This window comes from uncultured Butyricimonas sp. (assembly GCF_959596855.1).
Classification (GTDB): Bacteria; Bacteroidota; Bacteroidia; order Bacteroidales; family Marinifilaceae; genus Butyricimonas; species Butyricimonas muris.
Genome location: NZ_CAUFYA010000004.1, coordinates 141,307 through 167,224, shown reverse-complemented (window position 1 = coordinate 167,224; position 25,918 = coordinate 141,307). Strand labels below are relative to the sequence as shown.

Here is a 25,918-nt window from a genome sequence, read left to right as displayed (position 1 = left end):
ATTTATTTTTTTTATAACTTGCCAACGATAGAAATAATTCGGATTTCACACTTTCGGTCTTCACGAGAACGGGGTTGGAATCTTAAACCATAAAACTAAAAAATAAAACGTTATGAGTAAATGTATCTGTACGTTAGAACCTCAGGCTATCTGGGAAAACTTTTATAAACTGACTCAAGTTCCGCGTCCTTCCAACCACGAGGAAAAAGCGAGAGAATTCGTGATGAACTGGGCAAAGGAAAACGGAATCCACGCTGAAATGGACGAGGCTTTCAATATATTATTGAGCAAACCGGCTACCCCGGGTATGGAAAACCGTAAAGGAGTGATTCTTCAAGGACACTTGGATATGGTTCCTCAAAAGAATGAAGACAAGCAACATGATTTCACCAAGGACCCGATAGAGGCATACGTTGACGGGGATTGGGTAACGGCTGACGGAACCACGCTCGGCGCGGATAACGGTATCGGTGTTGCCGCCGGAATGGGTATCTTGTTGTCAAAAGACATTCCTCACGGACCGATTGAAGTATTGATTACCGCTACCGAGGAAACCGGTATGGACGGGGCAAACGGTATCCGCCCGAACTGGGTAAAAGGCGATATTTTGTTGAATCTCGATTCTGAAACCGAAGGAGAACTATACGTGGGTTGTGCCGGGGGTATCGACGGGGAAATCGAATTCACTTACACGCCGGAAGCCGTTCCCGCCGGAAGTAAAGCATTCCAATTAACTTTAAAAGGATTGAAGGGCGGACACTCCGGAATGGATATCAATTTAGGCAGAGGAAATGCCAACAAATTGTTCTTCCGTTTCTTGAAAGCTGTCAGCAAAGAGTTAGGACTCCGCCTCGCTTCGGTGTCGGGAGGTAACATGAGAAACGCTATCCCGCGTGAAGCATTCGGTATTGTCACCGTTCCGGCTGCCAATGTGGATAAATTCCTTGCTAAAGTGAAGGAGTACGAGGGTATCTTTAAAGCAGAATTAAGCGCTAAAGAACCGAACCTTATCCTCACGGCAGAAGAAAGCGCTATGCCGCAAAACGTAATGCCGGAACAAACGCAATACAATTTAATCAACGCTATCAAGGCTTGCCCGAACGGCGCGATGCGCATGATTGACTCTATGCCGGACACGGTGGAAACATCCAACAATTTAGCAATCGTGAAGGGCGGTGACGGTAAAATCGAGATTTACATGTTGATGCGTTCATCCGTGGAAACAGCCAAGACATCGCTCGCGCAAGTAGTTGACTCCGTGTTTGAACTCGCCGGAGCTTCCAAGATTAATTTTGTCGGAGAATACCCGGGCTGGAAACCGAATCCGGATTCAGCTATCCGCAAAGAAATGGAAGAGGTTTACAATAAACTCTACGGGAAGACACCCGCTATCATGGCAATCCATGCCGGACTGGAATGCGGTATCCTCGGCTCGACTTATCCCAAGTGGGACATGATTTCTTTCGGACCGACCATCAGTTCCCCGCACTCTCCGGACGAGAAAGTAAACATCGAATCCGTTGGTAAATTCTGGGAATTCTTGAAAGCTACATTAGCTGCTATTCCGACGAAATAAATAATATCATTGAGAGTAACCTTTCCGATGAAGGAAGGGTTACTTTCAATATTTATCCTTCTTTTTAGCTATCAAGAGGAAAGATGTAATTTTATGAAAAGTTAGAACCCGTAAACACCTATATTTTACAATACTTACAAACATTTCCGCTACAACCAATAGTTTACGAAACATGGTTCCTTTAGTTACGACTTCTGCCTCATCTTCAAGTCATTTACTCTATTTTGCAATATTTTAACGACAACGTATTATTTTCTTTATTATCTTTGTAGGGAAAATTCATATTATTAGAACATGACTTTAAAGAAATTGACGTTACCGGAACTCTTGAAAACAAGCTGTTCCAAGTTTTCAAAAAATTTGTCTTTAAATTTTGTCGCAAGCGGAAAAAGAACTTACCAAGATTTATATAACGAAGTTGTATCTATTGCCAATCATTTACTTCATTTGGGCGTAAAGAAAGGTGATAAGGTAGCCATATTAAGCGCGAATATGCCGAACTGGGGAATCACCCAATTTGCCATCGCGAACATCGGGGCTATTGCCGTACCTGTCTTGCCGGGATTCTGCGCCACGGAATTGCAGAATATTCTGGAACACGCGGAAGTAAAGGTAATCTTCGTTTCCCGCCTACTGGCAAAATGTCTTGAAGATGTGAAAACACCTTATCTAGAACATAAAATCCTGATCAATAACTTCGCCACGATGCCGGAAGGATGTTACCAACCGGAAGATTTGGACAAGTTAGTACCGGATATCGATTTGAATAACACGACTCCTCTCCCGGAAATTTCCATCGAGGAGGAAGACATCGCGTCGATCATCTATACTTCAGGAACAACCGGATTCTCGAAAGGTGTAGTACTGACACACAAAAACCTCGTGTGGGACGCACGCCAATGCTGTACTATCCAACACGTGAGTGAAGCCGATCGCTTCTTGAGTATATTGCCGATGGCACATACTTACGAGAACACGCTGGGACTTTTGCTACCGCTTATGTTCGGTGCTCAAGTTTTCTATCTCGACCGTGTACCGACACCGAAATTACTGGTTCCGGCGATGCAGAAAATACGTCCTACCGTTGTTTTGTCCGTGCCGTTGATTATCGAAAAGATATATAAATCGCAAGTTTTACCCAAATTCACGAGTTCAAAACTCATGAGTGCGATTTATAAGTTTGCACCGACTCGTAAACTTTTGAATCGTATGGCGGGCAAGAAACTGATGGAAACATTCGGGGGAGAATTGGTATTTTTCGGAATCGGTGGTTCCAAACTGGACGGTACCGTGGAGCAATTTCTGCGGGAAGCTAAATTCCCCTACGCTATCGGTTACGGTCTGACGGAAACCGCTCCCATGGCTGCCGGTTCGAATCCTTCGCAAACATTCCTGCAAGGAGTAGGTCCTATCATGGAAGGGGTTGACATCCGTATCGACAATCCGGACAAATCCGGACAAGGGGAAATCTGGATTAAAGGTCCCAACGTGATGCAAGGGTACTATAAACGCCCGGAACTCAACGCCGAGGTCTTTACTGAAGACGGTTGGTTTAAAACCGGTGACTTGGGCACATTGGACAAGAAAGGTCGTCTGGCTATTCGGGGAAGAATTAAAACGATGATATTAGGTGCGTCCGGTGAAAATATCTACCCGGAAGAAATAGAATCTATCATCAATAATTTCCGTTTCGTGAACGAGTCTTTGGTTGTCGAGAACAGCGGTAAACTTGTTGCCATGGTTCATTTCAACATGGAAGAACTGGAAAAACAATACCAGAAATTCAAAGATCAAGCCGGAGATTATAAAAAGAAGATCAACGATTATATCGAAGAACAAAAACAAGAACTTCGCGATTACGTGAATGCACGGGTAAATAATTTCTCAAAATTACAACTGGTAATGGTTCAACACGAACCGTTTGAAAAAACCCCGACTCACAAGATCAAGCGTTTTCTTTATAATAAAATGAATTAATCATTCTTTTTTATCTAGAATATTTACAAGAAAAAGAGGTTGCCTAGACAACCTCTTTTTCGATTCTTTCAATTTCTTGTATTCATTTTTTCATTAAATCCGCCGTGAAATTTCCATTTAATTTCGGGTCGAAAAGATTAATCAACATATTGATTATCTCAGCATCTGTCTTTAAAATCATTCCGGTAGACACGCTGATTTTAGCGGGAATAATATCTTCCTCTGTATCCATAGGTCCCAATTCGATGGAAATTTGTTTAATTAATAACTTGAAATCCGTCAAATTATTGTTCTGAATCAACTCTTTAATTCCGTCAATCTCTGAAATAAACGGGAAGTCTGCCAAAGGCAAAGATACATCTTTAAGTATGGTGATCGTGTCTGTTCGGGGAATATCCAAACGGAATTCATCTTCTTCGATCTGAATCGTGAAAGAATCCGGTAATTCCAATTTTGTCAGCAGCGGGGAGATTACCCGAATCAAATTACTTTCCTCTCCTCCCTCTTTTTCTATCGTGAAAGAGAGCAGAGCCAACAATTCATTCAAGGTTCCCTCGGGCAATTCCGGTATAAAATCATCCAACGCGATCTCTTTACCGGAAAAATACAAGGCAAGTCCCCAGTTCTGACTCATCCATTCACCGCACCAACGTTCACGGGGGTCCACGTAAGCCGTGGTTTTGAAAGGTTCTCCTTTAACCCATTGCGTGTATTCCTCCCCTCGGACTCCCCGCACTTCCCAATTATAATCCGTTTCACGTTGCAAAGACTCCGTCCCGAACGAGGTACCTTCCAATTCCATGGCTTCTCCCTCGTTAAATCTTATTTCATATTTATCGGCGTTTCCTTTCCAAAGTAAAATCGCGCTATTATACGTGTAGCTTGCTACCCTCAAATCCGAGGGGGCAACTAATGCCTCCGGGGTTTCAGTACCGGGATCAGGCACTTCCGGCTCGTTCTCGTTATCATCACTACATCCGACAAAAAGAGATGTCAGAAAAAGTATTCCTAATATGTGTATCCATCTAGTCTTCATATCCAATATTTTTAAATTCAAAAGGTGTTCGAGAGGCAAACATCAAGAGTCTTTATACCTCTCGAACAATCTCTATTTCAATCATTCCGTTTTACCGGGAGGAGGAGCCAATATAACCCCATTCTGCTGTTCTCGAATTGACCAATTAGGGTGACTCTCCATTTTAGACCACAAATTCAGCGGAATTGTCCCTGTCAATCTGTTGCCACTTAAATGCAAAACACTCGTCGAGAGAGAAAAACCACCTTCACTAATTTTCTCCGGAATAGCACCTTCAAAATTATTATCACGTAAATCAAGGTTGTTCAACTTGAAATTAGCAAAATCAACAGAAAGTTCTCCACTTAATTGATTATCTTGCAAATAAAGATCCTTCAAAGTGGTTACCTTAAATAAAGTAGATGGTATCTCTCCCACCAGCCTATTCGAATCCAGACACAAGTATGTCAATTTAGGCAACAACGCTAAAGTACTCGGTATTTCACCCTCCAACTGATTATTAGTTAATTCTATCCTTGACAATCCCGTCATGTTCTTATTCCAATCCATCGGTATGGTCCCCGACAATGAGTTTCTGGATAATTTAACAGTAGCTAATGCTGTTAATTTGCCCAATGAAGGTATCGTCCCTTCCAAACGATTATCCGATACATCCAATGTTTTCAAGGCATACATATTACCGATCTCCGGGCATAAGCCTATCAATCGATTGTTACTCAAGTCAAGCTTAGTTACTTTTACCAAGTTGCCGACAGAAGAAGGAATAATTCCCGTTAATCGGTTATTTTTCAATTCAATGGAAGTAACTTCCCTCATTCCGCCGATCGTTGCGGGAATATTCCCTGTCAATTGATTGCTATTCAAATTTAACGTGGTAACATTTACCAAATCCCCGATAGATTCCGGTATCGTCCCGCTAATATTATTACCGCTCATGTTCAGCGTGATCAATGATTTACATCCACCAATATCTTCCGGAATAAAATTGAAGTTATTTCCAGTGATGGTCAATGTTTTAAGATTCACTAGACTTCCCAATGAAGTACACAGGTCGGAGAACGAACTATTGGTTATAGACAACGATTCCAAAGCCGTCAAATATCCCACTCCACCGGGAAGAGCACCTTGCACATTCTTGCAATTGGACAAAGAAAGCGTCTTCAACGACACCATGCGTTCGACAGGTTCTACTGACGTGAATCCAGTCGTAGAAAGACTCAGGTATTCCAATTTTGTCAATTTTGCCCAGTTCTCCGACATCGGACCGGCAAAACCGGTTGTGATGGTCAATCTTTTCAAATTCTCGAGATCACCTATCACATCCAACGCATCATAGAAAGAGAAATTCAAGGTCAAATCTTCAAGACTTTCCAAAGCCCCAAATTCTACCGGAAATTCTGTAAAATCACCTCTCAACGATAACTTTTTCAAATTCGTCAACCTACTGATTTCTGGCGGTATCGGTCCGGAAACCCTACGCCCGGCAACAGTGTAACTACCACCGAAACTCAAAGTTTCCAAGTGAGTAAGTTCTCCGATTTTAGGAGAAATCTGTCCGTTTCCATCCGCCGGGAATGTAAGTTCAATCACTTTACCGTCACGTGTTTTCACCCCATACCACTCTTCTATCGGTTTTTCCATAGACCAAGCTTTTTTAAAAACGTCAGGCCAATTCTCGAAATCCAAAGCTAATGCTATTTCATAGATGATTTTCCGCTCGTCAAGATCCGCTTCTATACCTCCGGCCTGAACGACAGTCAATGTATCAACAGTTTCGTGATTATCTATCCCTCGCACAAAAATTTTAGCCATACGCTGCGTTTTATCAATCGGGTTCTCTGTCAATTTGATCCGCATACTTCCCGATGCTAACCCAAAAGTCACGGGAGCAGGCTGAATCCAATTAGCATGGTTGGGAATAACAAGTTCATAACGCCCGTCAATATTATCCGAGATGTTCAACGTGTAGGTTGCTTCTTCCCGCGGAGCTGTCAATACTCTGTCTACAACAAATTCGGAATCCTCGATCACAATAATCTCCCGATCTATCTGTAAAACTTTTATTTCCGCGTATAACGAGGGATTATTTCTATCCCTGACGGTAACCACGCAATTTCTGGTTTCTCCATCCATAAATTCATCTACTTGCAGCAACAAACGATCCACTCGGGGCGAACGTTGACGCCCGGGATCCAAACGCAGCCAGTCCACGTCTTGCGGAATCTCCACGTCATATGTTACATTCGAACGTAAATCAATTTTCAACGTCTGCCCCTCTAGCGGCACAACATATTCTGACCGGGAAAGCACAATAACATCCCGTTGCACTTGATAAACATAGACGGTATCTCTCAACTTCTCGTCCTCGACACTCATAAAAATAATCTCTCCTACCCGGGCACTTTCATCCCGTGTCGCATCAATTTTAAAAGACATGGATTTATTTTCCAACCCACGAGCCAAACCACTACTCCTGCCTTCCGGCAAAACCGTGATCCAAGAGGCGGATGCTGTCGGAATCTCTACCCGATAGTCGATATTAGTCTGCAAATTGACTGTTATCTCATCCCCTTCCATCCCAATATCGTCGAACTTGTCTTTCGAAAGAATGATAGCATCCTTCTTTTTCTGGTACACGGTCAATGTGTACTTCTTTCCTCCCGCTAAAAGCGTGACATTCACACTACGATCATCATACTCCATGTTGGGTTCTAGGGTAAAATTCACAATTGTCGTTCCCGCCCCTCCACTTTTCGGTTCATAGGAACACCAACCATCGCCTCCCTCTATCGTCCAATCAATATCTGAAGTAATAATTGTCCTCTCGGTAAGTCTTCCTGACGGAATAATCAACTCTAAATCTGATATTTCCACCTTGTCGGAGATAAACTTTTTCAATGATTCTTCCTCATCGCTACAGCTATACCCCATGTAGGTTATCAACAATATTATCAGTAATCTTATCGTTTTCATAATCTTCATTGTTAATTAATTAATCCCTACCTTCTTTCGCGCTACATAGTCCCCAAACGGTACTATCGCCGTTTTTAACGATAAACGTCTGCTTCCCAAAGGCAAGCACGGTCAATCCTTCCGATGTCAGAAACAATGGCTCCAATATTTTCTCGTAAGAAAAACCAAACCAAGAATAATCGGTATTCGTCACAGCCCCGCCAATCTCGTATCTCGGAAATTCAGGTTTCGTGAACACGATACAATCTCCGATTCCGTCATCCACAACCGTATGCGGGTATAAAGTTGCATAAGTGGCAATACCGGTTTCCCTACGCATATAGAGTTCCACCCCGGCGTAACCCGCCAGATTCCAGTAGAAACGAAATTCTTCTACTCCTCTATCTTTAGGAACCAACACGTCAAATCCACTTCCACACTCCACCAGATTAAAACCGTCATACTTTTTGGAAGCAGCGACAGCTCCCGGATAACGTACCAGACAATTCTGTTCTTTGTTTTCCGCTCTAAAAAAATGACCTTTCTCGTCGGCATCCACGATACTCATGACACCATTGGCATCAATCGTCACTTCCGAAAAAGTGATACCCGCAAAAGTGACCGGTTCATCAAAACGAATCCCCCGCGGAGTGGAAGACCACGGCAGACGATACGCCTGTACCGAATTTCCTTCCGGGCATACCATGTAAACCATACGCATTTTCTGGCTATACAGGAAGCAAGCCAGCTGATCGCCGATTTGTAAATAATGGTATAACGGTAGTTGCGGGTCAACAGCAAAACGCTGTACCATTTCCCGGTTATGCTCCATGTTATCCCAATCTTCCGAGGCTGCCCATTCCAATATCACTTTCCTTTTCTTTTTCTTCGAGAGAAATTCGATTTTCCGGTCACTGACATTCTGGATCAGGAACTCGTACTCCCCGCCGAAACCGAGTCCCGGTTTACCTCCGATAACATCGGGTGTGGGATCCGCCAACTTATGCAATAAGGAATAGGTTCCGAAACTTAATATCGGTCCTTGAGAAGTATTAAAAGAATAGTTACTTTCCGTCACATCTTGATCTCCGTCCCATTGCATCGCTACACGATTGCCGTCATGGAACCTCATCAAAAAGGTAAAAGCCCCGTATTGGCTCGTGTCCGGGTAATATACCAATTTCCAGCCGTGGGGAGCTTCCTGCAACACGGCTTCACATTCTTCTATGTATTTCGTGATCCGGTGAGTTGATATATCATCAAAAACGTAGTCGTTATTTACCTCACACCCCACGATGAAGGTCAACATCCCGATCAATACGTATATCATTATCTTACTCATAGCTAGTCGTCATTAGATTGTTCTTCTTCATTATCCTGTTTATTTTCCTTCAGAATCTTGGCAATTTCATCCTGCACCAGTTTACGCAATTGGTGCATATCAATTCCCCAAACATTCTTCATGTACTGTAGCATGATGGTTTCTTTTTCTTTCAATTTTTTCCTTGCTTCCTCAGAATCCGGGTATAAAAACATCCCCTGCCAATTTTCGTCATCCATCATAATAAATTTTGCTACTGTTTCAGCAAAATCCTCGTTAGCATCCGCCGCCGCATAATTGGACACGAAACCTAATTGATACGGGTCGGAGATTGCAGCCCAATTCGTCGTGTAGTCCATCGCGCTGATTTCCTCGAAAGCCGGCGGATATTTTTCCAACTGGTGCAAGATATGCACGTACTCGTGATGGAACGTATTCGTGTTCCGTAATAACATACCTTCCTCGTAAGGATCGGAATTGTTGATCGAATAGACCGTAATCCGGTTACCCTGTTCGGCTTCACCCAAAAGGTAAAGACCGTCCTCCAAGTATCCAGCCGACCCCACGAGCATCAACTGTTTCGGGGCTGTTTTATTGAAAAAAGAAACTCCCCCCAATTTAATATACGGCTCCATCCATACCCGACGAATCACATCGAGAAAGGGAATCACCCGGTCTTCAGAAGGCGGAACCAGATTCAGTTCCTGATTGGTCTCAAAGTCGCGCCATTTATAAATTACATCTATGTTATGAGATTGAGTAAAATTCTCCATGATCCAAACATCCGTTTCCGTCAACGGTTCTGGAGTCGTATCCAGAATTGTATCGGAAAAATCGTCATCATCCGAACAAGCTGCCAACAATCCGGTAAACAAGATTGTAAATATCCAATATTTTAAACGATTCATTTTCATAAGGATAAATTTAAGGTTAACGTTCATTGGGTATTACCCCCACCTTCTGTGCTTCCTGCGGGATTTGTAACGCACGTCGCTTATCGTAGCGATCCAAAGCAATCTCCGTTCCCTCCCAATGCAAGGTATGTACCACGGGCAAGTGGAAACGCTTGATATCAAACCAACGCATACCTTCTTGCATAAATTCCTTGCGTCGCAGGTAGGCAATAGCCATCATCAGGTATAATTTATTTTCATCGGCATCCAATTCTGCCTTATAGTGAGGTTCCGGACGCTGATTATCCCATGAAGGCTCTTGAAAATAGGTTATAATTCTCTTCATATTCACTTGATGCTTTACCGGATCGTAATCCGCTGTTCTCATGCTCAGGAAGCGATTAATCGTTTGCAAGGCACGTGTCGTATCCCCCAGCATCGTATAGGCTTCCGCCCGATTTAACGCAACATCTTCCACCGTGAACATTGGCATATTCACGTAAGTGTTTCCCCAGTTAGATGTTTCCGATATATTCTTAAAGTAAGCATAAAACTTGACCATCGATGACGCCGAAGTTCCCGTACCTTCCTTCCGGTACACCCAACGCCCGCGTTGAAGATTATTGGAGGAATTGGGATGAAATAAAGAATAAGCCATCGCCGGACTCAACACGTAACGCGAGTTCTTCGGGGGACAAGTCTGGTACAAATCATTCCAATAAGTTTCCATGCACACGGTAAGCAGGATATTTGCCAAGGCGGGATTCGTGTATTCTTTCATGTATTCCATGATAGTCATATTATTCAACACGCTATAATCCCGCATTTCCGTGGCAAAATTCTCCGGTGCCGCCTGTAAAGTATGGTAAACCACCTTATCCCAATCCGTACCCTTGTAAGTATAGAATCGTGCAGCGAACGCGTGAGCCGCCCGCTTCGTGAAATGGAATTTAGGCATAGTATAACTTTTATCGTCTATCAAAGCCAGACCTCGGCGAAGATCCGATTCAATCATATCGTACACCTCTTCCATTGTATTGCGCGTATACTCTTTGATCGCCACGGTTTCCGGCTCCGTCACGTAAGGAATCCCCGGAGCCGTCGATGCCGTGGCAGGATCGTAATGTTCCGCCCACAAATTAACGAGCAGGAAATGCCCCAAAGCCCGGCATAACAAGGCTTCACCCCGCATTGCGTTATAGTTCTCCTGATCCGGTTTACTGTCAATCACCCGCAAAGCATAATTCGCCGCGGCGATTCCCTCGTACCATCCTGTCCACACGGCAAAAGGAGAATCCGCATCACTATCCGTCCCGTCCTTCCAATGGTACATCTCATCGTCGGTTACCGCGGTCGCACAACTATTGCTGAACCCTCTATCCGCCACGTTATCACTCATCATCTCGCAAATCACAAAATAACTGGAGCGCGGATAAGCATTCACTAATAATTCTTTTATATCACTTGGACTCTCAACTTTTGCCCGATCGTCCGGTTCCTCATTCAGGAAGTCGTCACACCCGCAGAATAGCAGTAGTCCCATCATGATAAATGTCAAATTACTTTTCTTCATAGCAAAATATTTAGTTAGAATCCAAATTTCAATGTAAACGTGTATTGCCTCGGCACGGGAAGCGCAACCCCACCGGAACGCACGAACTCGGGATCTTGCCCTTTCAGTTTTTTATCCGACAATAACAGGGCTACATTAGAAATCGCCGCTCTTACGGATAAATTATTCAGCTTTATTTTCTTCACGATATTCGACGGCACGTTGTAGGTCACGTAAATATCTTTCAAGCGAATGAAATCCCCTTTAGCCACGCGTACGTTAGAATAATTATAAGCATTGTACGCTCTTTCCAGATAAGGGTAATTCTGATTATCGCGCACGGTAGGGATAGCCGGAATATTGGTTATCTCTTCATCTCCGGGCAACATCCAACGATCAGCAAATTCTCGTCCCATACCCAACAAATCGGAATACCGGGCACTGAATGAAGGGTAAAGACGCAATTTACTTCCGAACTGGTACGTGAAGAATATACCTACCTTGAAATTCTTGAAGTTAAACGTGTTGTCAAACCCACCAATCATTTTCGGGTCAACCGGTCCCTCGTAAATCAAGTAATCCGTTTTATTCACCTCTTCAAAATTAACCTCCCCGACAGTAGCCACCCCGTTCTCGTTCATCAACACGGGCATACCTTCACTATTCAATCCGACAAACGGTATGGAATAGAGTCCCCGCACAGGGTAATTCTCCTTCGGGTATCCCTCTACCGGCAACAAGTCTATCACCCGCGGGTTCGAGTACAAGTTGGTAATTTTATTCTTGTTGTAAGAGAAGGTCATATTTGTTTCCCACTTGAAACCACGGGTATTGATATTTTTCGTGTTCAACGTGAACTCGAACCCGTGAGAAGTCATATCCGCGTAGTTGGCAAACTTGAAACTCTTTCCCCCGATACCAGCAGACCGCATCAAACCGATCAAATCGAAACCGGAACGTTTGTACCAGTCAACGGTCAGACTGAAACGGTTATTGAATATACCCAAGTCCATACCGATGTTCAACTCGTATTGCTTTTCCCAAGTAATATCAGAGTTCTCCAGTTCCTCGATATAAATACCGTTCTCCCGGTAATCCACCGGACGATACTGTATCGCGTTTCTATATACCACTGCCGCATTAGTGGCGGGTCCCATGTTAGCCGTCAACCCGTATGTCGCGCGGAATGTCCATCTTGACAACCACTCGGTATGCCGCAGGAACCATTCACTCTTCAAATGCCATGCACCACTGACGTTCCACGTCGGCAGCCAACGGGAAGTTTTCGATTTACCCAATTTGTTGGAACCGTCATAACGTACCGTACCGTTCAACGTGTACCGCTCGTTGAAGGAATACCCCGCCGTGGCAAACAGAGCCACAAACCGATCGGTCATATTTTTGTAATCGAAATAAGAAAGTCCTTGTTCTATCGCTTTTTTCAATATCCTGTAATCCACGAAAGGAACATTTCCCCGGTCATATTGCATCCCGTAACCATAGTTCTCGGAAGCCGTACGTTTGGTACTTTTCAATTCCATTCCCACCAACACGCTCACGTTGTGGAAATCATTCAATAAATCGTTGTAACCCGCCATCCCGCGGAAATAATAGTTCAGCAGGGAGTTATCCGAACGGGTATAGAAACCACCTTTCGGCAACACGGAAACAGGTACCCCGGTAATATTATCCGGGTCCCGGTACAAATTACCGTTATATTCGCGTACCATCGTGTTATAATCCGCCCGGTAAGACTCCGCCATATTGGAATTTTCGTGAATCTGATGTTCCCGGCTACTCTTCACGTAACGCACGGAACCCATCAATTTCACGTTAAGCGGCCTCCACGGTTTCAACTCCACTTCCGCTTGAAACCGCGTATCCAACAACTCGATATCAATCTGGTTATTATCCAACTCGTTCAAGATGCTGAACGGGGCATAATTCATCACGTAATACTCGGGATTTCCATTGTCATCCCTCGGACGCAGCACCCGGCTTGTGTTTAAGGCATAACTGAACGGGTTGATATCAAACGCCCGCAAAATTGTTCCCGCTTGCGCATCCACTGACCGGGAAAGGGTTCCCGGTGCTTTCTGCAAACGCATGGAGCCGTTTGTCAATATGTTTATACTAATCCACTTGGCAAGATCTATCGTTGTATTGATATTCGCCGTAAAACGCTTCACGTCATCCGTGGGCGACCACCCCGGGTCACCGAAATAACTCAAAGAAGCATAGAATCTAGCCTTCTCCAATCCCGTTGTCATGGACACGGAATGACTTTGCTGTATACTCGGGCGGAAAAGTGCCTTGAACCAATTCGTGTTCAATTTCTCGTATTTTTGCAAGAACTTTGCCCGTCCTTCCCGGGTATTCTCAACTTCAAAACCCGACTCGTCATAATAGTCACTCAAGGCATCGTACATTTTACGATAAACACCACCGTTAGCACCGTTCCGTATCCCCACGTAACTCAGCCAGCCTTTACTTTCCAAATCAAGGTACACACCCATCTGTTGCTGGGAATTCATGATGTTGTACTCCCGATAGGAAGGCACTTGCCGCACGGAAAACTCTCCCGAATAATTCAACTTCATCTGTCCGACTTTACCCTTTTTAGTCGTGATTACAATCACGCCGTTCATGGCTCTCGCCCCGTAAAGAGCTGTTGCCGAAGCATCTTTCAATATCTGAAAAGTTTCGATATCATCCCCGTTCAGACCTGCCACGGCGGAACTGATCAAAGTAGTGGCGTCACCCGATGAAAGTTCGTCGGCACTAACCTCTACCACGTCTTCCAACACCACCCCGTCAATTACCCACAGAGGCCGCATTTCTCCGAAAATAGAAGAAGAACCTCGAATTTTCAATTTAGGAGCCGCACCGAAAGTACCCGACACGTTCTGTATGGCAACGCCGGCAGCTTTTCCTTGCAACATACGGGCGATGTCATTCGCCCCGTCCGATTCCAGCTGATCGGCTCTCACCACGGATGCCGCACCGGTAAAGAGTTTACGGTCAATCGTCTGGTAACCGGTCACAACGACCTCGTCAATAGATTGTACATCTTCCTGCAACACGACCTTTCTCAACGCCCTCGTGTCCGTGCTGCTTATTTCCCGGTTCTTGTAACCGACATAAGTAAATATCAAAGTATATTTCCCTCCCGGAAGTGTCAATTTAAATTTTCCATCGGCATCCGAAACCGTACCCGCTTGTGTACCTTTAATCTTAATCGTCACACCGGGAAGCGAAGTATTAGCTTCATCAAAAACCTGACCTTGTATAATGACACTGGAATCCTTTTTCACGGTATCCCGCGTGAAAACGTTCCTTGCCGTCATCACGTTACTTATCTCCCGCTCCGCGAACAAATGCCCGTTCCACGCTACAAGAAAAAATAACAGCAAGTATATATTTCGTAATTTATTCTGAATCATATTCATAAACATTCTTTTTAAATCACATCGATTATTCTTTTGTCAACACGATCCAACGTTTGGAGTCTGCCAGATTCACAAAATAATACTGATTATTACCGGCCGGAACAATCGTGAATCCTGCCGGGTCGGTGAAGAACCGCCGAAATGTTTCGTAAGTAATCTGAGATTCCATGTTCGACCAAAATTTATCATTATTACTCATCATCCTTCCCGGAATAAGCGAGAAGCGCAACTGGTCATCACGCAAAACCTCCATCTCCATACCCAAATCCAATGAACAATTCGCTTCGGCAAACCCGTTTTCCGCCCCGAAGAAACTCAGCCACGGACCGACCATCGTGCCATTGTAATTCAACTGCCACACGATTCTAATTTGTTTCAAACCGGCAAGCACCGCCAACGGATACCCGTTTTTCAACTCCTCGCACATAAACGACATATTGGAAAGCATTTTCACGATTTCCGACATAATAGCCATACTGGGTTCAAGTTTACCAATTTTCGCCAAACCAACCAGATCACTACCGCTCTGCATATCCCTCACCGAATTGTAGAATTGGAAAGGCGGTTTATGGCTATATTTCAAACTACCGATAACACCCGGAGTATTCGATTCAAACAAATCCTTTGCCTCGTTATATTTCAATGCGCCCAACACGACCCCGTTTACTTTAATTTTCGGCTGGAAGGCAATTCCTTCTTTCGTCCCGAAAACAGCCGTACGAGCCGTCTTGATTTCTTTCGTTTCATCATCGGCATACGTGTAACTTGCGCTACGGGTATCCGGATCATAAATCAGATTAATAGCCGTCTGGTTCATCATCAATCCCCTGAAAAAAGGTGCGTCTTTCGGTGGTGCCATCCGTTCGATATTCTTACGGGAAGCCTCCATTAACTCGGTCCAATCGGTTTCCTCAGCGGGAGTAAATACAAGTTTATTGCTGTATTTCTTTCCCAGAAACACGATAGAATCCGCCGAAATACTCTGTATCACGAACTCAAATTCTCCCTGTAATCCTTTTCCTTGGGGTTTATTTTTCGGATCTGCCAGATAGTGCAGGCAGGAATAAGTGTCAAAACTCAACACCGGACCTTGGGAAGCGTTAAAACTATAAGTAGAAAGCGTAGTTTCCTCCACGAAGTCGGTATACACTCTGACATTTTCCGAGTCCAGAAACTTCATCAACACATTATACCCCCCGTGGGTTTCCGGGTTAGGCACGTAAAGCATCCTCCAGCCGAACTCCGGTTTCACCAATTCTTGGGCACAATTATCAATCACTTTCTGAACCCGTACCACCGCATTCTCGTCAAATACCGTATCATTGTCCACGGTACAGGCAGTGAAGAATAGCCCCAGTATTATCCATGATAAATATATCTTTCTCATAATCTATGCTTTAATAGTTTCCTTGTACAACATCATCTATCGCCGTGTTTACAAGCTCCCGAAGCCTATCGATATCTATTCCCCACGACTCGTCAAGATAAGTTCTCACCATATCCAGCTTTTTCAGGATATTACTTTTCCCCGTTTCGTTCGAGATTTTCCCCAACAAGGCTTCCCACGATTCAGCCGTGTTTGTCACGTACTCCGCTACCACTTCCGCGAAATCCTCCCCCGGTTCTGCCATCGCGTAAGGTGTCACAAATCCCAGAGAACGGGCTTGTTCCACGCTATTCCCCGTCCATGTTGCAGAATAAGAATTCGGTGTAATCTGTTTAAATGCCAGATTATATTCCTTTTTCTGATTCAATATATGCGTAAACTCGTGGTGTAACACCCGGATGTAATGCATGACATTATCCCAATTTTTAGGATCATACTCCTCCAACTCATACAATACCACCTTTTTACCACCCTCGGCGGTACCTTGCGTCTTGGTACCGTCTTCATTCCAACCCGCACTTCCCAATAACAATATCTGCTTCGGAAAAATCGGGTTCATCACTTCCATCCCGCAAAGCTCCAGATAGGTATCAATCCACCCGTGCTTCACCATCCGCAAGAAAGGAACAATCGTGTCTATCTGCGCCGGTATCAAGTTCTTATTGGCTTCTGTTTCGATATCTTTCCAACGATAAAGAACCTCTATATTGTGCGGCTTCACGTAATTTTCAAAAATCCACGTGTCAACTTCGTTCCAGACAGGCTCCTTTATATCGTAGATCGAGTCGTCGAACTTGGCATTTTCACTACATCCCGTCCATAATGCTTGGAAGGAAATCAATATAATAATGCTAAATAAAACTTTTTTCATAATCATCCGATTTATCCATTAACGGGGATTCGGTTCCATCCCATAACTTACCGCTGTTACCGGAACCTGCAACAATCGCCGGGGATCGTCCTTGGTCAGAATATACTTATTCTGTGTTCCGTATTCCTTGTGTGTCACTTCTATATTGAAGCGTTTGACATCAAACCAACGCATACCTTCCGAGCAAAACTCTCTCCGCTTCAGATCAGTGATATATTTCAACACCAGCATCTGGTCTGCATCTATCTGATCTTTATACCATGGTTCCAATTCCACGCCATTCTTCTGTTCCCCGTAAAAACGTTTGATTTTTTCCAACGTCACGGTATGAGAAGTCGGGTTATAACTGGTAATGCGCGTACTCAGAAACAGGTTAATATCCGCCAGAGCTTTGTCATAATCCTTTGTCATCGTGTAGGCTTCCGCCCGGTTCAACGCCACTTCTTCCATCGAGAAAGCCACGCAAAAAACATAGGGACGCCCTGTTGTCGATCCGGGATACGTGTTCTTGAAATACTCGTATGATTTGTACAAAACGTAAGTCGGCGCTGCGCCGAAAATCGGATAGATCAATTTCCCGCCGCATACCGGATCGTTATCCGGGAATATTTCGTTCTTCTTGCTCAACGAAAGCCCGTAACGGGAGAAACTCTCCGCCCGCCACCAGATGGAAACCCCGTTGGTCAACAACAATATGGCAGGTTCCCCGTAATTCGTGTACAATTTCATGTACTCGATCACGTTCGAAGACACGGGCAAATAATTCTGCGTGTAATTTCTCAACAAATCTTTGTACCCGGTTCCTTCTCCCAAAACCTCCGTGCAATACGCCTGTACCTTATCCCACGAATCACCGCGATACAGATAATAACGGGCTGCAAACGCCGCCCCGGCAGCCTTCGTGAAATGGTATTTGGCAACATCGTAAGCGTTGTCTCGCAACAGAGGCAAACCTTCCGTCAAGTCACGCTCGATAAACTCGTACACCTCTTTCACCGTGTTACGGGTATAAATCACGAGAGCCTCCTTTTCCGGTTTTTCCACGTAAGCCACGCCTAAATCACTTGCCATCGTCGCCGGGTTATAATGTTTCCCCCAGAAATTGACCAGCATGAAATGAGCGTATGCCCTCGCGACGAGCGCTTCTCCCCTGTACGGTTGAAGTTCCGGGGTATTTCCAAGGTTATCAATGGCTTCCAGCGCGTGATTCGCCGCAGCAATGGCACGATAACAAGCATCCCAGTATTTCGTGGGTGAATCATAATCGTTGGTCGTGTTTTCCTCCCATTTATAAGCCTCTTCCTGCATCTGCGGATACACGGAAACCTGCCACGTACCCTTATCGTCAGCGTTATCACTCATCCACTCGCCTTGCAGCATATAATGTCCCTCCGGGTATGCCGAAACCAACAAGGCCTTGATCGACTCAACGTCCTTCAACTCGGTACGGTCATCGGGCACCTCACTCAAAAATGACTCACAGCCGAGAAAAAGAGTCGAAAACAATAATATAATAAAAATATACGATCTCATAAATATCTCGTTATTAATTAAAACCCTAGTTTCACAGCCAAAGTAAATTGCCTTGGTACAGGTAAAGCGACACCGCCGGAACGAGCAAACTCGGGATCCTGACCTTTCAATTTTTTATCGGCATATAGAATACACAAATTCGACGCTGAAACCCTGAAGGAAAGATTCTCGATTTTCCATCCTTTTATCCAATCCTTGGGTATATCATAACTAAGCGTGACCTCTTTCAAGCGGATAAAATCGCCTTTTGCCACACGTTCCGTGCTATAATTATAGGCATTATATGCTAACTCCAATTCAGGACTATTCTTGTATTGACGATGAGAAATTATAGCCGGTATCTTTGTATATTTTTCGTCTCCGGCAGCCATCCAACGATCGGCAAACTCGTTCGGGATAGCTTCATTATCATAGTAACGATATTTAAAAACAGGATCCAGCCAAATCTTACTCCCGAACTGGTAAGTAAAAAACACGGCTAAACGGAAATCTCCATACTTGAATGAATTATCGAAACCTCCCGTGAACTTCGGATCCGCTGACCCCATGTATTTCAAGAAATCGGTCTTCTGAACTTCTTGCAGGTTCAAATCCGACACCGTAACTTCATGATCCTGATTCAAATAAGTCGGCAATCCCTGACTATTCAAACCTTTAAACGGGATAGCGTACACACCCCTGACAGGCTTTCCCTCCATGGGCGCCCCACTCGGTGATATCAATTGCATCACTTGTGAATTGGAAGCCAGATTCGTGATTTCATTCCTATTGTAAGCAAATGTCAGATTGGTTGTCCACGAGAATTTCGGTCGGATCATATTTTTAGTATTAATCGTCAACTCCACCCCATTGGACTTCATATCCGCGTAATTGGCATATTTTAACGACTCCCCGCCAATACCCATCGTGCGCAGGATACCGATCAGATCGAACCCGTTACGGAAATAAACGTCCGTACTCACGCTCACCCGGTTATTCCAAAGACCGAGGTCTGCCCCCAGATTCAACTCGTATTGTTTCTCCCAAGTCAATTCCGAATTTTCCAAAGAGTGAATCACGATCTGATTTTCCTTCTCTGCCTGCGTGGGACGGAAAGAAACATCCCCCATGAACACGGCCTTCGCGTTCGTCGCCGGTCCCATACTTGCCGTCAGACCATACGTGGCACGCAACGTCAGCAAAGAGATATTATCTATATCCTGCATAAAAGACTCTTCCTTCACGTTCCAAGCCCCACTGACATTCCACGTGGGCAACCACCGGGAAGAAGTAGCCTGTCCCATTCTATTCGAACCGTCATAACGCCCGGTTAGGTTTAACGTATACTTTCCCGCCCATGAAAAACTTCCGGTTAAAAACATGGCAACAAAACGATCATACGCGTTCTCCAACCCGAAATACTGATCGTTCCGCTCCAGAATTTGTTTGATAATCCGGTAATCTATAAAAGGAACATTTCCCCGGTCATACTGGATACCGAAACCTTTAGAGTACGTTTCCCGACGATTGGTACTCCGCATTTCCATTCCCGCCATCACATTATACATGTGCCTCTCCGCAATCATTCCCGAATAATTGGTCGTCGCCCGAAAATAATAATTTAACAACCGGTTGTCCGTCCGGTTATAAAATCCCCCCTGCGGCAACACGGAGATAGCCGGCAACCCGGGAGTACTCGGATCATTATACAGGAAATTGTTACTACCGCGCACCGTTGCGTCATAATCAGCGCGATAACATTCCGCCAGATTGGAGCCTTCTTTAATTTTATGCTCCCGCGTGGACTTCACGAACCGTACTGCACCCAGTAACTTGATATCCCACCCGTCCAGCGGGCGAATTTCAAATTCGGCTTGAAATTTCGAATCCAGCATATCAATATCCAGATAATTCAACTTCAACTCCTGTATAATATTAAACGGGGCGTAATTCATCACGTAATATTCCGGGTCCCCGTTCTCGTCATAAGGACGCATCGTGCGACTCGTATTCAGCGCGAAACTAAACGGGTTCAAGTCAAAATTACGCGATATCGAACCGTTCACCGGATCGGTTTCACGTCCTATCGTACCCGGAGCCCTTTGTTTACGATAAGAGTGACTTGTCAGGAAATTGAATTTCAAATATTTATTTATATCAAAGGATGAATTCATATTGGCCGTGTAACGGGAAACGTTATCCCCGATCGTCCATCCCGGATCGTTGAAAAAACTCAAAGAAGCGAAAAAACTGCTTCTCTCCGATCCCACGGAAAAACTAACCGAATGACTCTGTTGTATGGAATTTTTGAACAATATCCCGAACCAATCCGTGTTCACCTTTTCATATTTCGACAAATAACGCATTCTATCCTCAGGCGTATTCTGTAACTCAAACCCGACCTGCGGGTCATAATTATCCAAAGCATCGTACATCTTACGATACACACCTCCTTTAGCCGCACGGGAAACGTCCGCGTAATTCAACCAGCCTTTTTCTTCCAAATCCCGGTAAAACATCATCTGCTGCTGGGAATTCATGATATTATATTCTTGGTACATCGGTTTCACCCGCATCGTGAACTCCCCGGAATAACTCACCCGCATCGAACCTTTACTTCCCCGTTTCGTCGTGATCACGACAACCCCGTTCATGGCACGAGCCCCGTAAAGAGCCGTCGCGGAAGCATCTTTCAAAATCTGTATATTCTCGATATCATCCGAGTTCACCCCCGCGACCGACGAACTGATCAACGTGGCAGCATCTCCCGAAGCCAAGTCATCAGCCGAAACGTCCACGACATCTTCCAGCACGATACCGTCCACCACCCACAGCGGCTTCTGGTCGCCGTAAATGGACGACGCCCCGCGTACCCTCATCTTCGGTGCCGCACCAAAAGAACCCGACACGTTCTGAATCTGTACCCCGGAAGATTTTCCCTGTAACATACGTCCCACGTCATTGGAACCCGCCACCGCCAAATCGGCTGCTTTCACGATGTCGGCAGACCCCGTGAACAGCCGACGGTCAATCTTCTGGTACCCGGTAACTACCACCTCGTCCACCTGCAAGGATTTGTCCTTCATGACAATCGATAAACTCTTTTGTCCCGTGTAAGGAATCTCCTGTGTTTCCATTCCCACGAACGAAAATTGTAAAATCATGCCGGACACCCGGTCAGCCTCGAACTTGAAATTACCGTCAATATCCGTGGCGGCACCGGTTCCCGTACCCTTCACGACGACAGCGACACCCGGAAGTACTTCACCATGTTCATCCTTCACCGTCCCCGTGATCGTGACTTTTTTCGGGGGTTCTTGCTTGGCGACCTCTTTTTTCTTGATCACCACGTTATTCCCGTTCACCGTGTAGGTCAGGTTGGTTGCCTTCAAACATGAATCCAACACCTGCAAGGCCGGACGATTCTTCACGTCCACGTTCAAGTTCACGACAGTCTTCACATCCTGTGCCCCGTACATGAACACGTAAACAGTCTGCTTCTGGATTTCCCAGATCACCTGCTCAAGATTCACTTTCGTCATCTTGAGCGTTACATTTTTATTTTGTGCCAGAACAGGATGCGTGACCAGAATCCCCCCCAACAACAAAATAAACAACTTACCTCTCGCTTTCGAACTTTCTTTTAGTAATTTTTTCGTAAACAAAGAGATACCTCCTTCGTTTTTTTTCATACATTTGTAAGATTAAAGTTCAACATACTTTAATTAATTGTAACAAACAAACACGTGGCGAGCTCCAATTCCCCACGTGTTATTTTTTTATAGACACGTAAACCGTATTATTTTCCAACACAACATTTACCAACTCCGTCCGTCTTAACATATCGAGGATGGGAGCGATATTCTCGTACCGGTTGATACATCCGCCCAATTCTACCCGCTTCGATTCTTCATCCAAGAACTCGAACTTCACCCCGTACCAACGGGCTAAATTACGGGCAACCCGTTCCATTGACGTATCTTTGAACTTGATTTCCGCATGATGCCAAGCCGTGTAAAGGCTCACGTCCACCTCACGCGTGTTCAACAAACCGGAAACCCGTTCGTACACGACCTGTTCCCCGGGTACAATCTCGTGCTCGTGTTCACCGCTTTTCACGGCAACCCGCCCTTTCACCAACGTGGTTTCAAAAGAATTTTCGTCATCATACGCCCGCAAATTAAATTCCGTACCTAACACTCTCACGTCCATCCCTTTCGTTTTCACGATAAAAGGATGCAAAGAATCCTTTGCCACGCAGAAATAACCTTCTCCCTCAAATTCAACCACCCGTTCGCCATGGAACCTGACCGGATAACGCAATTTACTCTCCGCGTTCAAGAACACCCGGGTACCGTCCGCCAGAATCATCATATATTCCATCCCGTTCAACGTATGCATTTCATTGTACACGACTATGGTATCCTCCCCTTCATTGCTCCGCGAGTAGTCCAAATGATTGGATTCCTTGTATATGGTTACACCCCCGCTCTCGTCAATAGCTTGATTCCCGTTCTTATCAATCTTCACGATACGCCCGTCCCCCAATACCAAATGTGCCTCTTTGCTCACGTTTATCTCCTGCCGCGCTATCACCTCTTTCTTTTGTACTGAAGGCTGAAGTACATACGCCAGTGTTATAACCAACAATATCCCGGCAGCTACCGCAGCATAACTCATGTATACCCGCGACCGACGACGCCTTTCCTCCATCCTCTTCCTGTCAACCCGTTTCTCCATCAAGTACCACGCAGACTTCACGTCAGCTTCCGCCATACGCTCCAATTTCCGCCCGACAAATCCCTCCTCCGCGAAACGCCGGAAAAGAGCCTCGTTCTCTTCGGATGCAGCTCGCCACTCCTTCAGCAACAAGTCCTCCTCTTCGGTAGGCACATTTGCCAAGTGAGCCGCGATAGCTTTTATAATTTTTCTTTTTTGTTCTTCAGTTTCCATTACTATAAATACAATTCTAGTTTTATATTCTCACTACAACTTCAATTGCATTTAGGGGTAATGAAAATAGCGTTTTTTTTGAAAAAAAATTACACTTATTATCTAAACAACTGATTTAAAAGGAAAAGAAAAAAGAATAAAAGGATGAATATATCTTTTAACGCTTGTCGCAATTTCTGGTAGGCAATCTTTTTCAAGGTATGCAACGTACCATCGGCAATTCCCATTTCCTCGGCAATCTCCGCATTCCGTTTTCCCGCCATCGAACTCGTGATAATGCGGCGCATTTGCGTCGGGAGCGCGTTCACGGCCTTGTACAACAACAACAAAACCTCATTCTCGATCTCGTCCTCCTCGTAGGACTCCGCTCCCGCTTGAAGCATCTCTTGTATATACCGTTCCTCCACCCGTGATTTTTTCAACAAATTAAAACAACGATTTCGTACCGATACATACAGGAATCCCCGCACCTCCGATAAAGTAAAATACTCCTCCTTTGTTTCCCAGTATTTCAACAGCACATCCTGAGCCACGTCCCGACCGGCATCCGTATCCCGGATATATTTCATGGCGAAAGAATAAAGCACCGGATAGTAATCTTCAAAAAATACCCGGAAAGCTTTTTTATCCCCCATTCTTATATCCGATACTATATCACCAGTCATAAATATATTATTATAACAATACAGAATACCACGAAACGAACCTCTTATCCTCGTTCATTTACAACAAAAGTAATTAATATAAAAGAAAAAACAATAACAAAAAGAATTTCTACCTCTCAAAAATACCAAAGTTATTCCGAATACGACCACATGATATCCCCTCGATATTAATTTCCCCGACAAACCAATGGCCTGCCATCCGTGACTATCCCGAATTAAAATCCATCGTTAAAAACATTTACATGATAAAACAATACTGTAAAGATAACACCTACCCACCCTCTTCTCCAACTGTTTTTCACAAATACCCGATGTATTTTCACAAACACCCCAAAAAACGCCATGAACAGCATTCAGGCAATAATCCCCACAATCCACTACAATTATCTATCTAAAAATAGTATAATTTCCTTTCTCTAACCTGTCACTCCCGCTTCAATCACGTCCCCGAACGTCTTTGATACGGGAGTGAAACGAAAGTGATTCGTCTTTGATAAGGGAATACATCGAATTCTCCACGGGTTCTCGTCGGAAATCAATTATATATCCCCAATATTACTTTATATGAAAATCCAACAAACAATCTTCACCCAAAAACATCTGAAGGCGATCGCCGATTTTCAATTCTTTTTGGCGGAAAGAATTTCCACAATAGACTAAATCCCCAATTTTCAACATACAATATTCAGACATACCGGCAATCAATTTTTCCGGCAGCAAAGGAAGGTCGTTCATCTTCCTCCGGAAAACTTCCAACTCGTTTACCCGAAAACTATACTCGACATCCCGCAACCCCGAATCGCACTTTTTTAACACGGATACCGCGGCAGCCCCGTCAAAACCATAAGCCATGACAGCAGGTAACCCCATGCCCGCCAATCTCCGCCCGAAATCATCCGCATAGAATCGGATACCAACGCCGATCTCATCATAATAACGCCCGGCAAAACGCTCCGACACATGCTTACCAATCTTCCCCACCCGTAAAACGATCTGTGGGACACAACTCAATTCCCCAGCAAACGCCGGAATATAGAAATCATCATTATTCCTTAACAAAGCGTTATCCCCGATAACGTCATAAGCCACTTCTCCCGAAGCATTATATTCCGCGCAAAGTAATTTCATAACCGTGAACCCAAAGATTGAACCTCAAAAATATTCAATCTCCCAATCTAAAATCATAAATCTTAAATCACTAAATCATCTATTTCTCTTTTGGGTACATGATGCGTCCCGTTCGCCTCCCGCCAATACTTGAAATCCCCGTCTTTCATCGGTTCGAGCACCACCGTTTCCTTCGGCTTGCCGAGGGCTATCACGTACATAATCTTTAAATGTTCCGGCAATTGTAATATTTCCCGCAAAGCCTCGTTCTTGAATGCCTTGATAATACACCCGCCATACCCTTCTTCCACCGCTCCCAGCAAAATGGTCTGCGCTTGAACCCCGTCGTCACACAGGCAATTCTCCACGATAGAGGTATCCAACAACTGGATCAGATAAGCCGATGGACGCTCGCCTTCCTCCGGACCGTCCCAATCCTTCAAATATCCCGCCCAAGCTAACGTATGAAACACTTTTCCACACATCGCTGCGTCTGAAACCGGCTTATATTTCAACGCTTGCGCATTCCTCCCTGAAGCACAATAACGAGTCAGTTTCACGAATTCGAGCAATTCCTCCCGGGAAATCCAAACATCTTGGTAAAACCGACGATAACTCCTGTTTTTCAATAGCAATTCTTTCAACATAAATCCGAACAGATTTTGAT

Annotated in this window: 16 protein-coding genes; 2 read left to right on the top strand and 14 right to left on the bottom strand. The window is 44.6% G+C overall.

The genetic code is table 11. The annotated features are described in order from the left end of the window. The first annotated feature begins 112 nt into the window (after positions 1 to 112). Positions 113 to 1,576, top strand: a complete 1,464-nt coding sequence (locus Q5866_RS03365) for an aminoacyl-histidine dipeptidase (protein WP_227215897.1) — start codon at positions 113 to 115, stop codon at positions 1,574 to 1,576. Between the two features lie 294 nt (positions 1,577 to 1,870). Continuing rightward, complete coding sequence (locus Q5866_RS03360) at positions 1,871 to 3,553, top strand: AMP-binding protein (RefSeq protein ID WP_099293656.1); 1,683 nt, start codon at positions 1,871 to 1,873, stop codon at positions 3,551 to 3,553. A gap of 82 nt (positions 3,554 to 3,635) precedes the next feature. Here the strand turns inward: Q5866_RS03360 and Q5866_RS03355 are convergent, their stop codons facing one another. The 14 genes from Q5866_RS03355 to Q5866_RS03290 all read right to left on the bottom strand — a co-directional run bounded on the left by Q5866_RS03355 (position 3,636) and on the right by Q5866_RS03290 (position 25,898). Then, positions 3,636 to 4,589, bottom strand: coding sequence for a hypothetical protein (locus tag Q5866_RS03355; RefSeq protein WP_303178780.1), 954 nt, complete (start codon positions 4,587 to 4,589; stop codon positions 3,636 to 3,638). Positions 4,590 to 4,670: 81 nt separating this feature from the next. After that, the gene (locus Q5866_RS03350; protein ID WP_303178778.1) at positions 4,671 to 7,562 is read right to left on the bottom strand and encodes a BACON domain-containing carbohydrate-binding protein; all 2,892 of its coding nucleotides are present in this window, start codon (positions 7,560 to 7,562) and stop codon (positions 4,671 to 4,673) included. A 19-nt stretch (positions 7,563 to 7,581) separates the two neighbouring features. After that, complete coding sequence (locus Q5866_RS03345) at positions 7,582 to 8,883, bottom strand: DUF4302 domain-containing protein (RefSeq protein ID WP_292266229.1); 1,302 nt, start codon at positions 8,881 to 8,883, stop codon at positions 7,582 to 7,584. 2 nt (positions 8,884 to 8,885) lie between these two features. Next, positions 8,886 to 9,776: a substrate import-associated zinc metallohydrolase lipoprotein gene (locus tag Q5866_RS03340; RefSeq protein ID WP_292266227.1), complete on the bottom strand. Its 891-nt coding sequence runs from the start codon at positions 9,774 to 9,776 to the stop codon at positions 8,886 to 8,888. Between the two features lie 16 nt (positions 9,777 to 9,792). Next, entirely contained in the window at positions 9,793 to 11,328 is a 1,536-nt protein-coding gene (locus tag Q5866_RS03335) for a RagB/SusD family nutrient uptake outer membrane protein (RefSeq protein WP_303178775.1), read from the bottom strand. 14 nt (positions 11,329 to 11,342) lie between these two features. Beyond that, entirely contained in the window at positions 11,343 to 14,756 is a 3,414-nt protein-coding gene (locus Q5866_RS03330) for a SusC/RagA family TonB-linked outer membrane protein (protein WP_303178773.1), read from the bottom strand. 25 nt (positions 14,757 to 14,781) lie between these two features. Beyond that, a complete protein-coding gene (locus Q5866_RS03325; RefSeq protein ID WP_227215904.1) occupies positions 14,782 to 16,143 on the bottom strand; it encodes a DUF4302 domain-containing protein in 1,362 nt (453 codons plus the stop codon). A gap of 10 nt (positions 16,144 to 16,153) precedes the next feature. Beyond that, positions 16,154 to 17,014, bottom strand: coding sequence for a putative zinc-binding metallopeptidase (locus tag Q5866_RS03320; protein ID WP_227215905.1), 861 nt, complete (start codon positions 17,012 to 17,014; stop codon positions 16,154 to 16,156). Positions 17,015 to 17,032: 18 nt separating this feature from the next. Beyond that, complete coding sequence (locus Q5866_RS03315) at positions 17,033 to 18,547, bottom strand: RagB/SusD family nutrient uptake outer membrane protein (RefSeq protein WP_227215906.1); 1,515 nt, start codon at positions 18,545 to 18,547, stop codon at positions 17,033 to 17,035. A gap of 17 nt (positions 18,548 to 18,564) precedes the next feature. After that, positions 18,565 to 22,218, bottom strand: coding sequence for a SusC/RagA family TonB-linked outer membrane protein (locus tag Q5866_RS03310; protein ID WP_099293669.1), 3,654 nt, complete (start codon positions 22,216 to 22,218; stop codon positions 18,565 to 18,567). A gap of 79 nt (positions 22,219 to 22,297) precedes the next feature. After that, positions 22,298 to 23,479, bottom strand: coding sequence for a FecR family protein (locus tag Q5866_RS03305; RefSeq protein ID WP_099293671.1), 1,182 nt, complete (start codon positions 23,477 to 23,479; stop codon positions 22,298 to 22,300). Between the two features lie 98 nt (positions 23,480 to 23,577). Continuing rightward, positions 23,578 to 24,144 (bottom strand): sigma-70 family RNA polymerase sigma factor, encoded by a 567-nt coding sequence (locus tag Q5866_RS03300; protein WP_227215908.1) that lies wholly within the window; start codon positions 24,142 to 24,144, stop codon positions 23,578 to 23,580. 555 nt (positions 24,145 to 24,699) lie between these two features. Beyond that, positions 24,700 to 25,272 (bottom strand): fumarylacetoacetate hydrolase family protein, encoded by a 573-nt coding sequence (locus Q5866_RS03295; RefSeq protein WP_186976300.1) that lies wholly within the window; start codon positions 25,270 to 25,272, stop codon positions 24,700 to 24,702. A 62-nt stretch (positions 25,273 to 25,334) separates the two neighbouring features. After that, positions 25,335 to 25,898 carry a nitroreductase family protein gene (locus tag Q5866_RS03290; protein ID WP_303178768.1) on the bottom strand — a complete coding sequence of 188 codons (564 nt, stop codon included), beginning with the start codon at positions 25,896 to 25,898 and terminating at the stop codon, positions 25,335 to 25,337. Between the last annotated feature and the right edge of the window lie 20 nt (positions 25,899 to 25,918).

Bases quoted from the DNA above. Each gene is read 5' to 3' on its own strand.
- Q5866_RS03315 (WP_227215906.1), bottom strand. From the start codon at position 18,547: ATGAGATCGTATATTTTTATTATATTATTGTTTTCGACTCTTTTTCTC.
- Q5866_RS03340 (WP_292266227.1), bottom strand. From the start codon at position 9,776: ATGAAAATGAATCGTTTAAAATATTGGATATTTACAATCTTGTTTACC.
- Q5866_RS03355 (WP_303178780.1), bottom strand. From the start codon at position 4,589: ATGAAGACTAGATGGATACACATATTAGGAATACTTTTTCTGACATCT.
- Q5866_RS03365 (WP_227215897.1), top strand. From the start codon at position 113: ATGAGTAAATGTATCTGTACGTTAGAACCTCAGGCTATCTGGGAAAAC.
- Q5866_RS03325 (WP_227215904.1), bottom strand. From the start codon at position 16,143: ATGAGAAAGATATATTTATCATGGATAATACTGGGGCTATTCTTCACT.
- Q5866_RS03330 (WP_303178773.1), bottom strand. From the start codon at position 14,756: ATGAATATGATTCAGAATAAATTACGAAATATATACTTGCTGTTATTT.
- Q5866_RS03345 (WP_292266229.1), bottom strand. From the start codon at position 8,883: ATGAGTAAGATAATGATATACGTATTGATCGGGATGTTGACCTTCATC.
- Q5866_RS03320 (WP_227215905.1), bottom strand. From the start codon at position 17,014: ATGAAAAAAGTTTTATTTAGCATTATTATATTGATTTCCTTCCAAGCA.
- Q5866_RS03335 (WP_303178775.1), bottom strand. From the start codon at position 11,328: ATGAAGAAAAGTAATTTGACATTTATCATGATGGGACTACTGCTATTC.
- Q5866_RS03350 (WP_303178778.1), bottom strand. From the start codon at position 7,562: ATGAAAACGATAAGATTACTGATAATATTGTTGATAACCTACATGGGG.
- Q5866_RS03305 (WP_099293671.1), bottom strand. From the start codon at position 23,479: ATGGAAACTGAAGAACAAAAAAGAAAAATTATAAAAGCTATCGCGGCT.
- Q5866_RS03295 (WP_186976300.1), bottom strand. From the start codon at position 25,272: ATGAAATTACTTTGCGCGGAATATAATGCTTCGGGAGAAGTGGCTTAT.
- Q5866_RS03310 (WP_099293669.1), bottom strand. From the start codon at position 22,218: ATGAAAAAAAACGAAGGAGGTATCTCTTTGTTTACGAAAAAATTACTA.
- Q5866_RS03290 (WP_303178768.1), bottom strand. From the start codon at position 25,898: ATGTTGAAAGAATTGCTATTGAAAAACAGGAGTTATCGTCGGTTTTAC.
- Q5866_RS03360 (WP_099293656.1), top strand. From the start codon at position 1,871: ATGACTTTAAAGAAATTGACGTTACCGGAACTCTTGAAAACAAGCTGT.
- Q5866_RS03300 (WP_227215908.1), bottom strand. From the start codon at position 24,144: ATGACTGGTGATATAGTATCGGATATAAGAATGGGGGATAAAAAAGCT.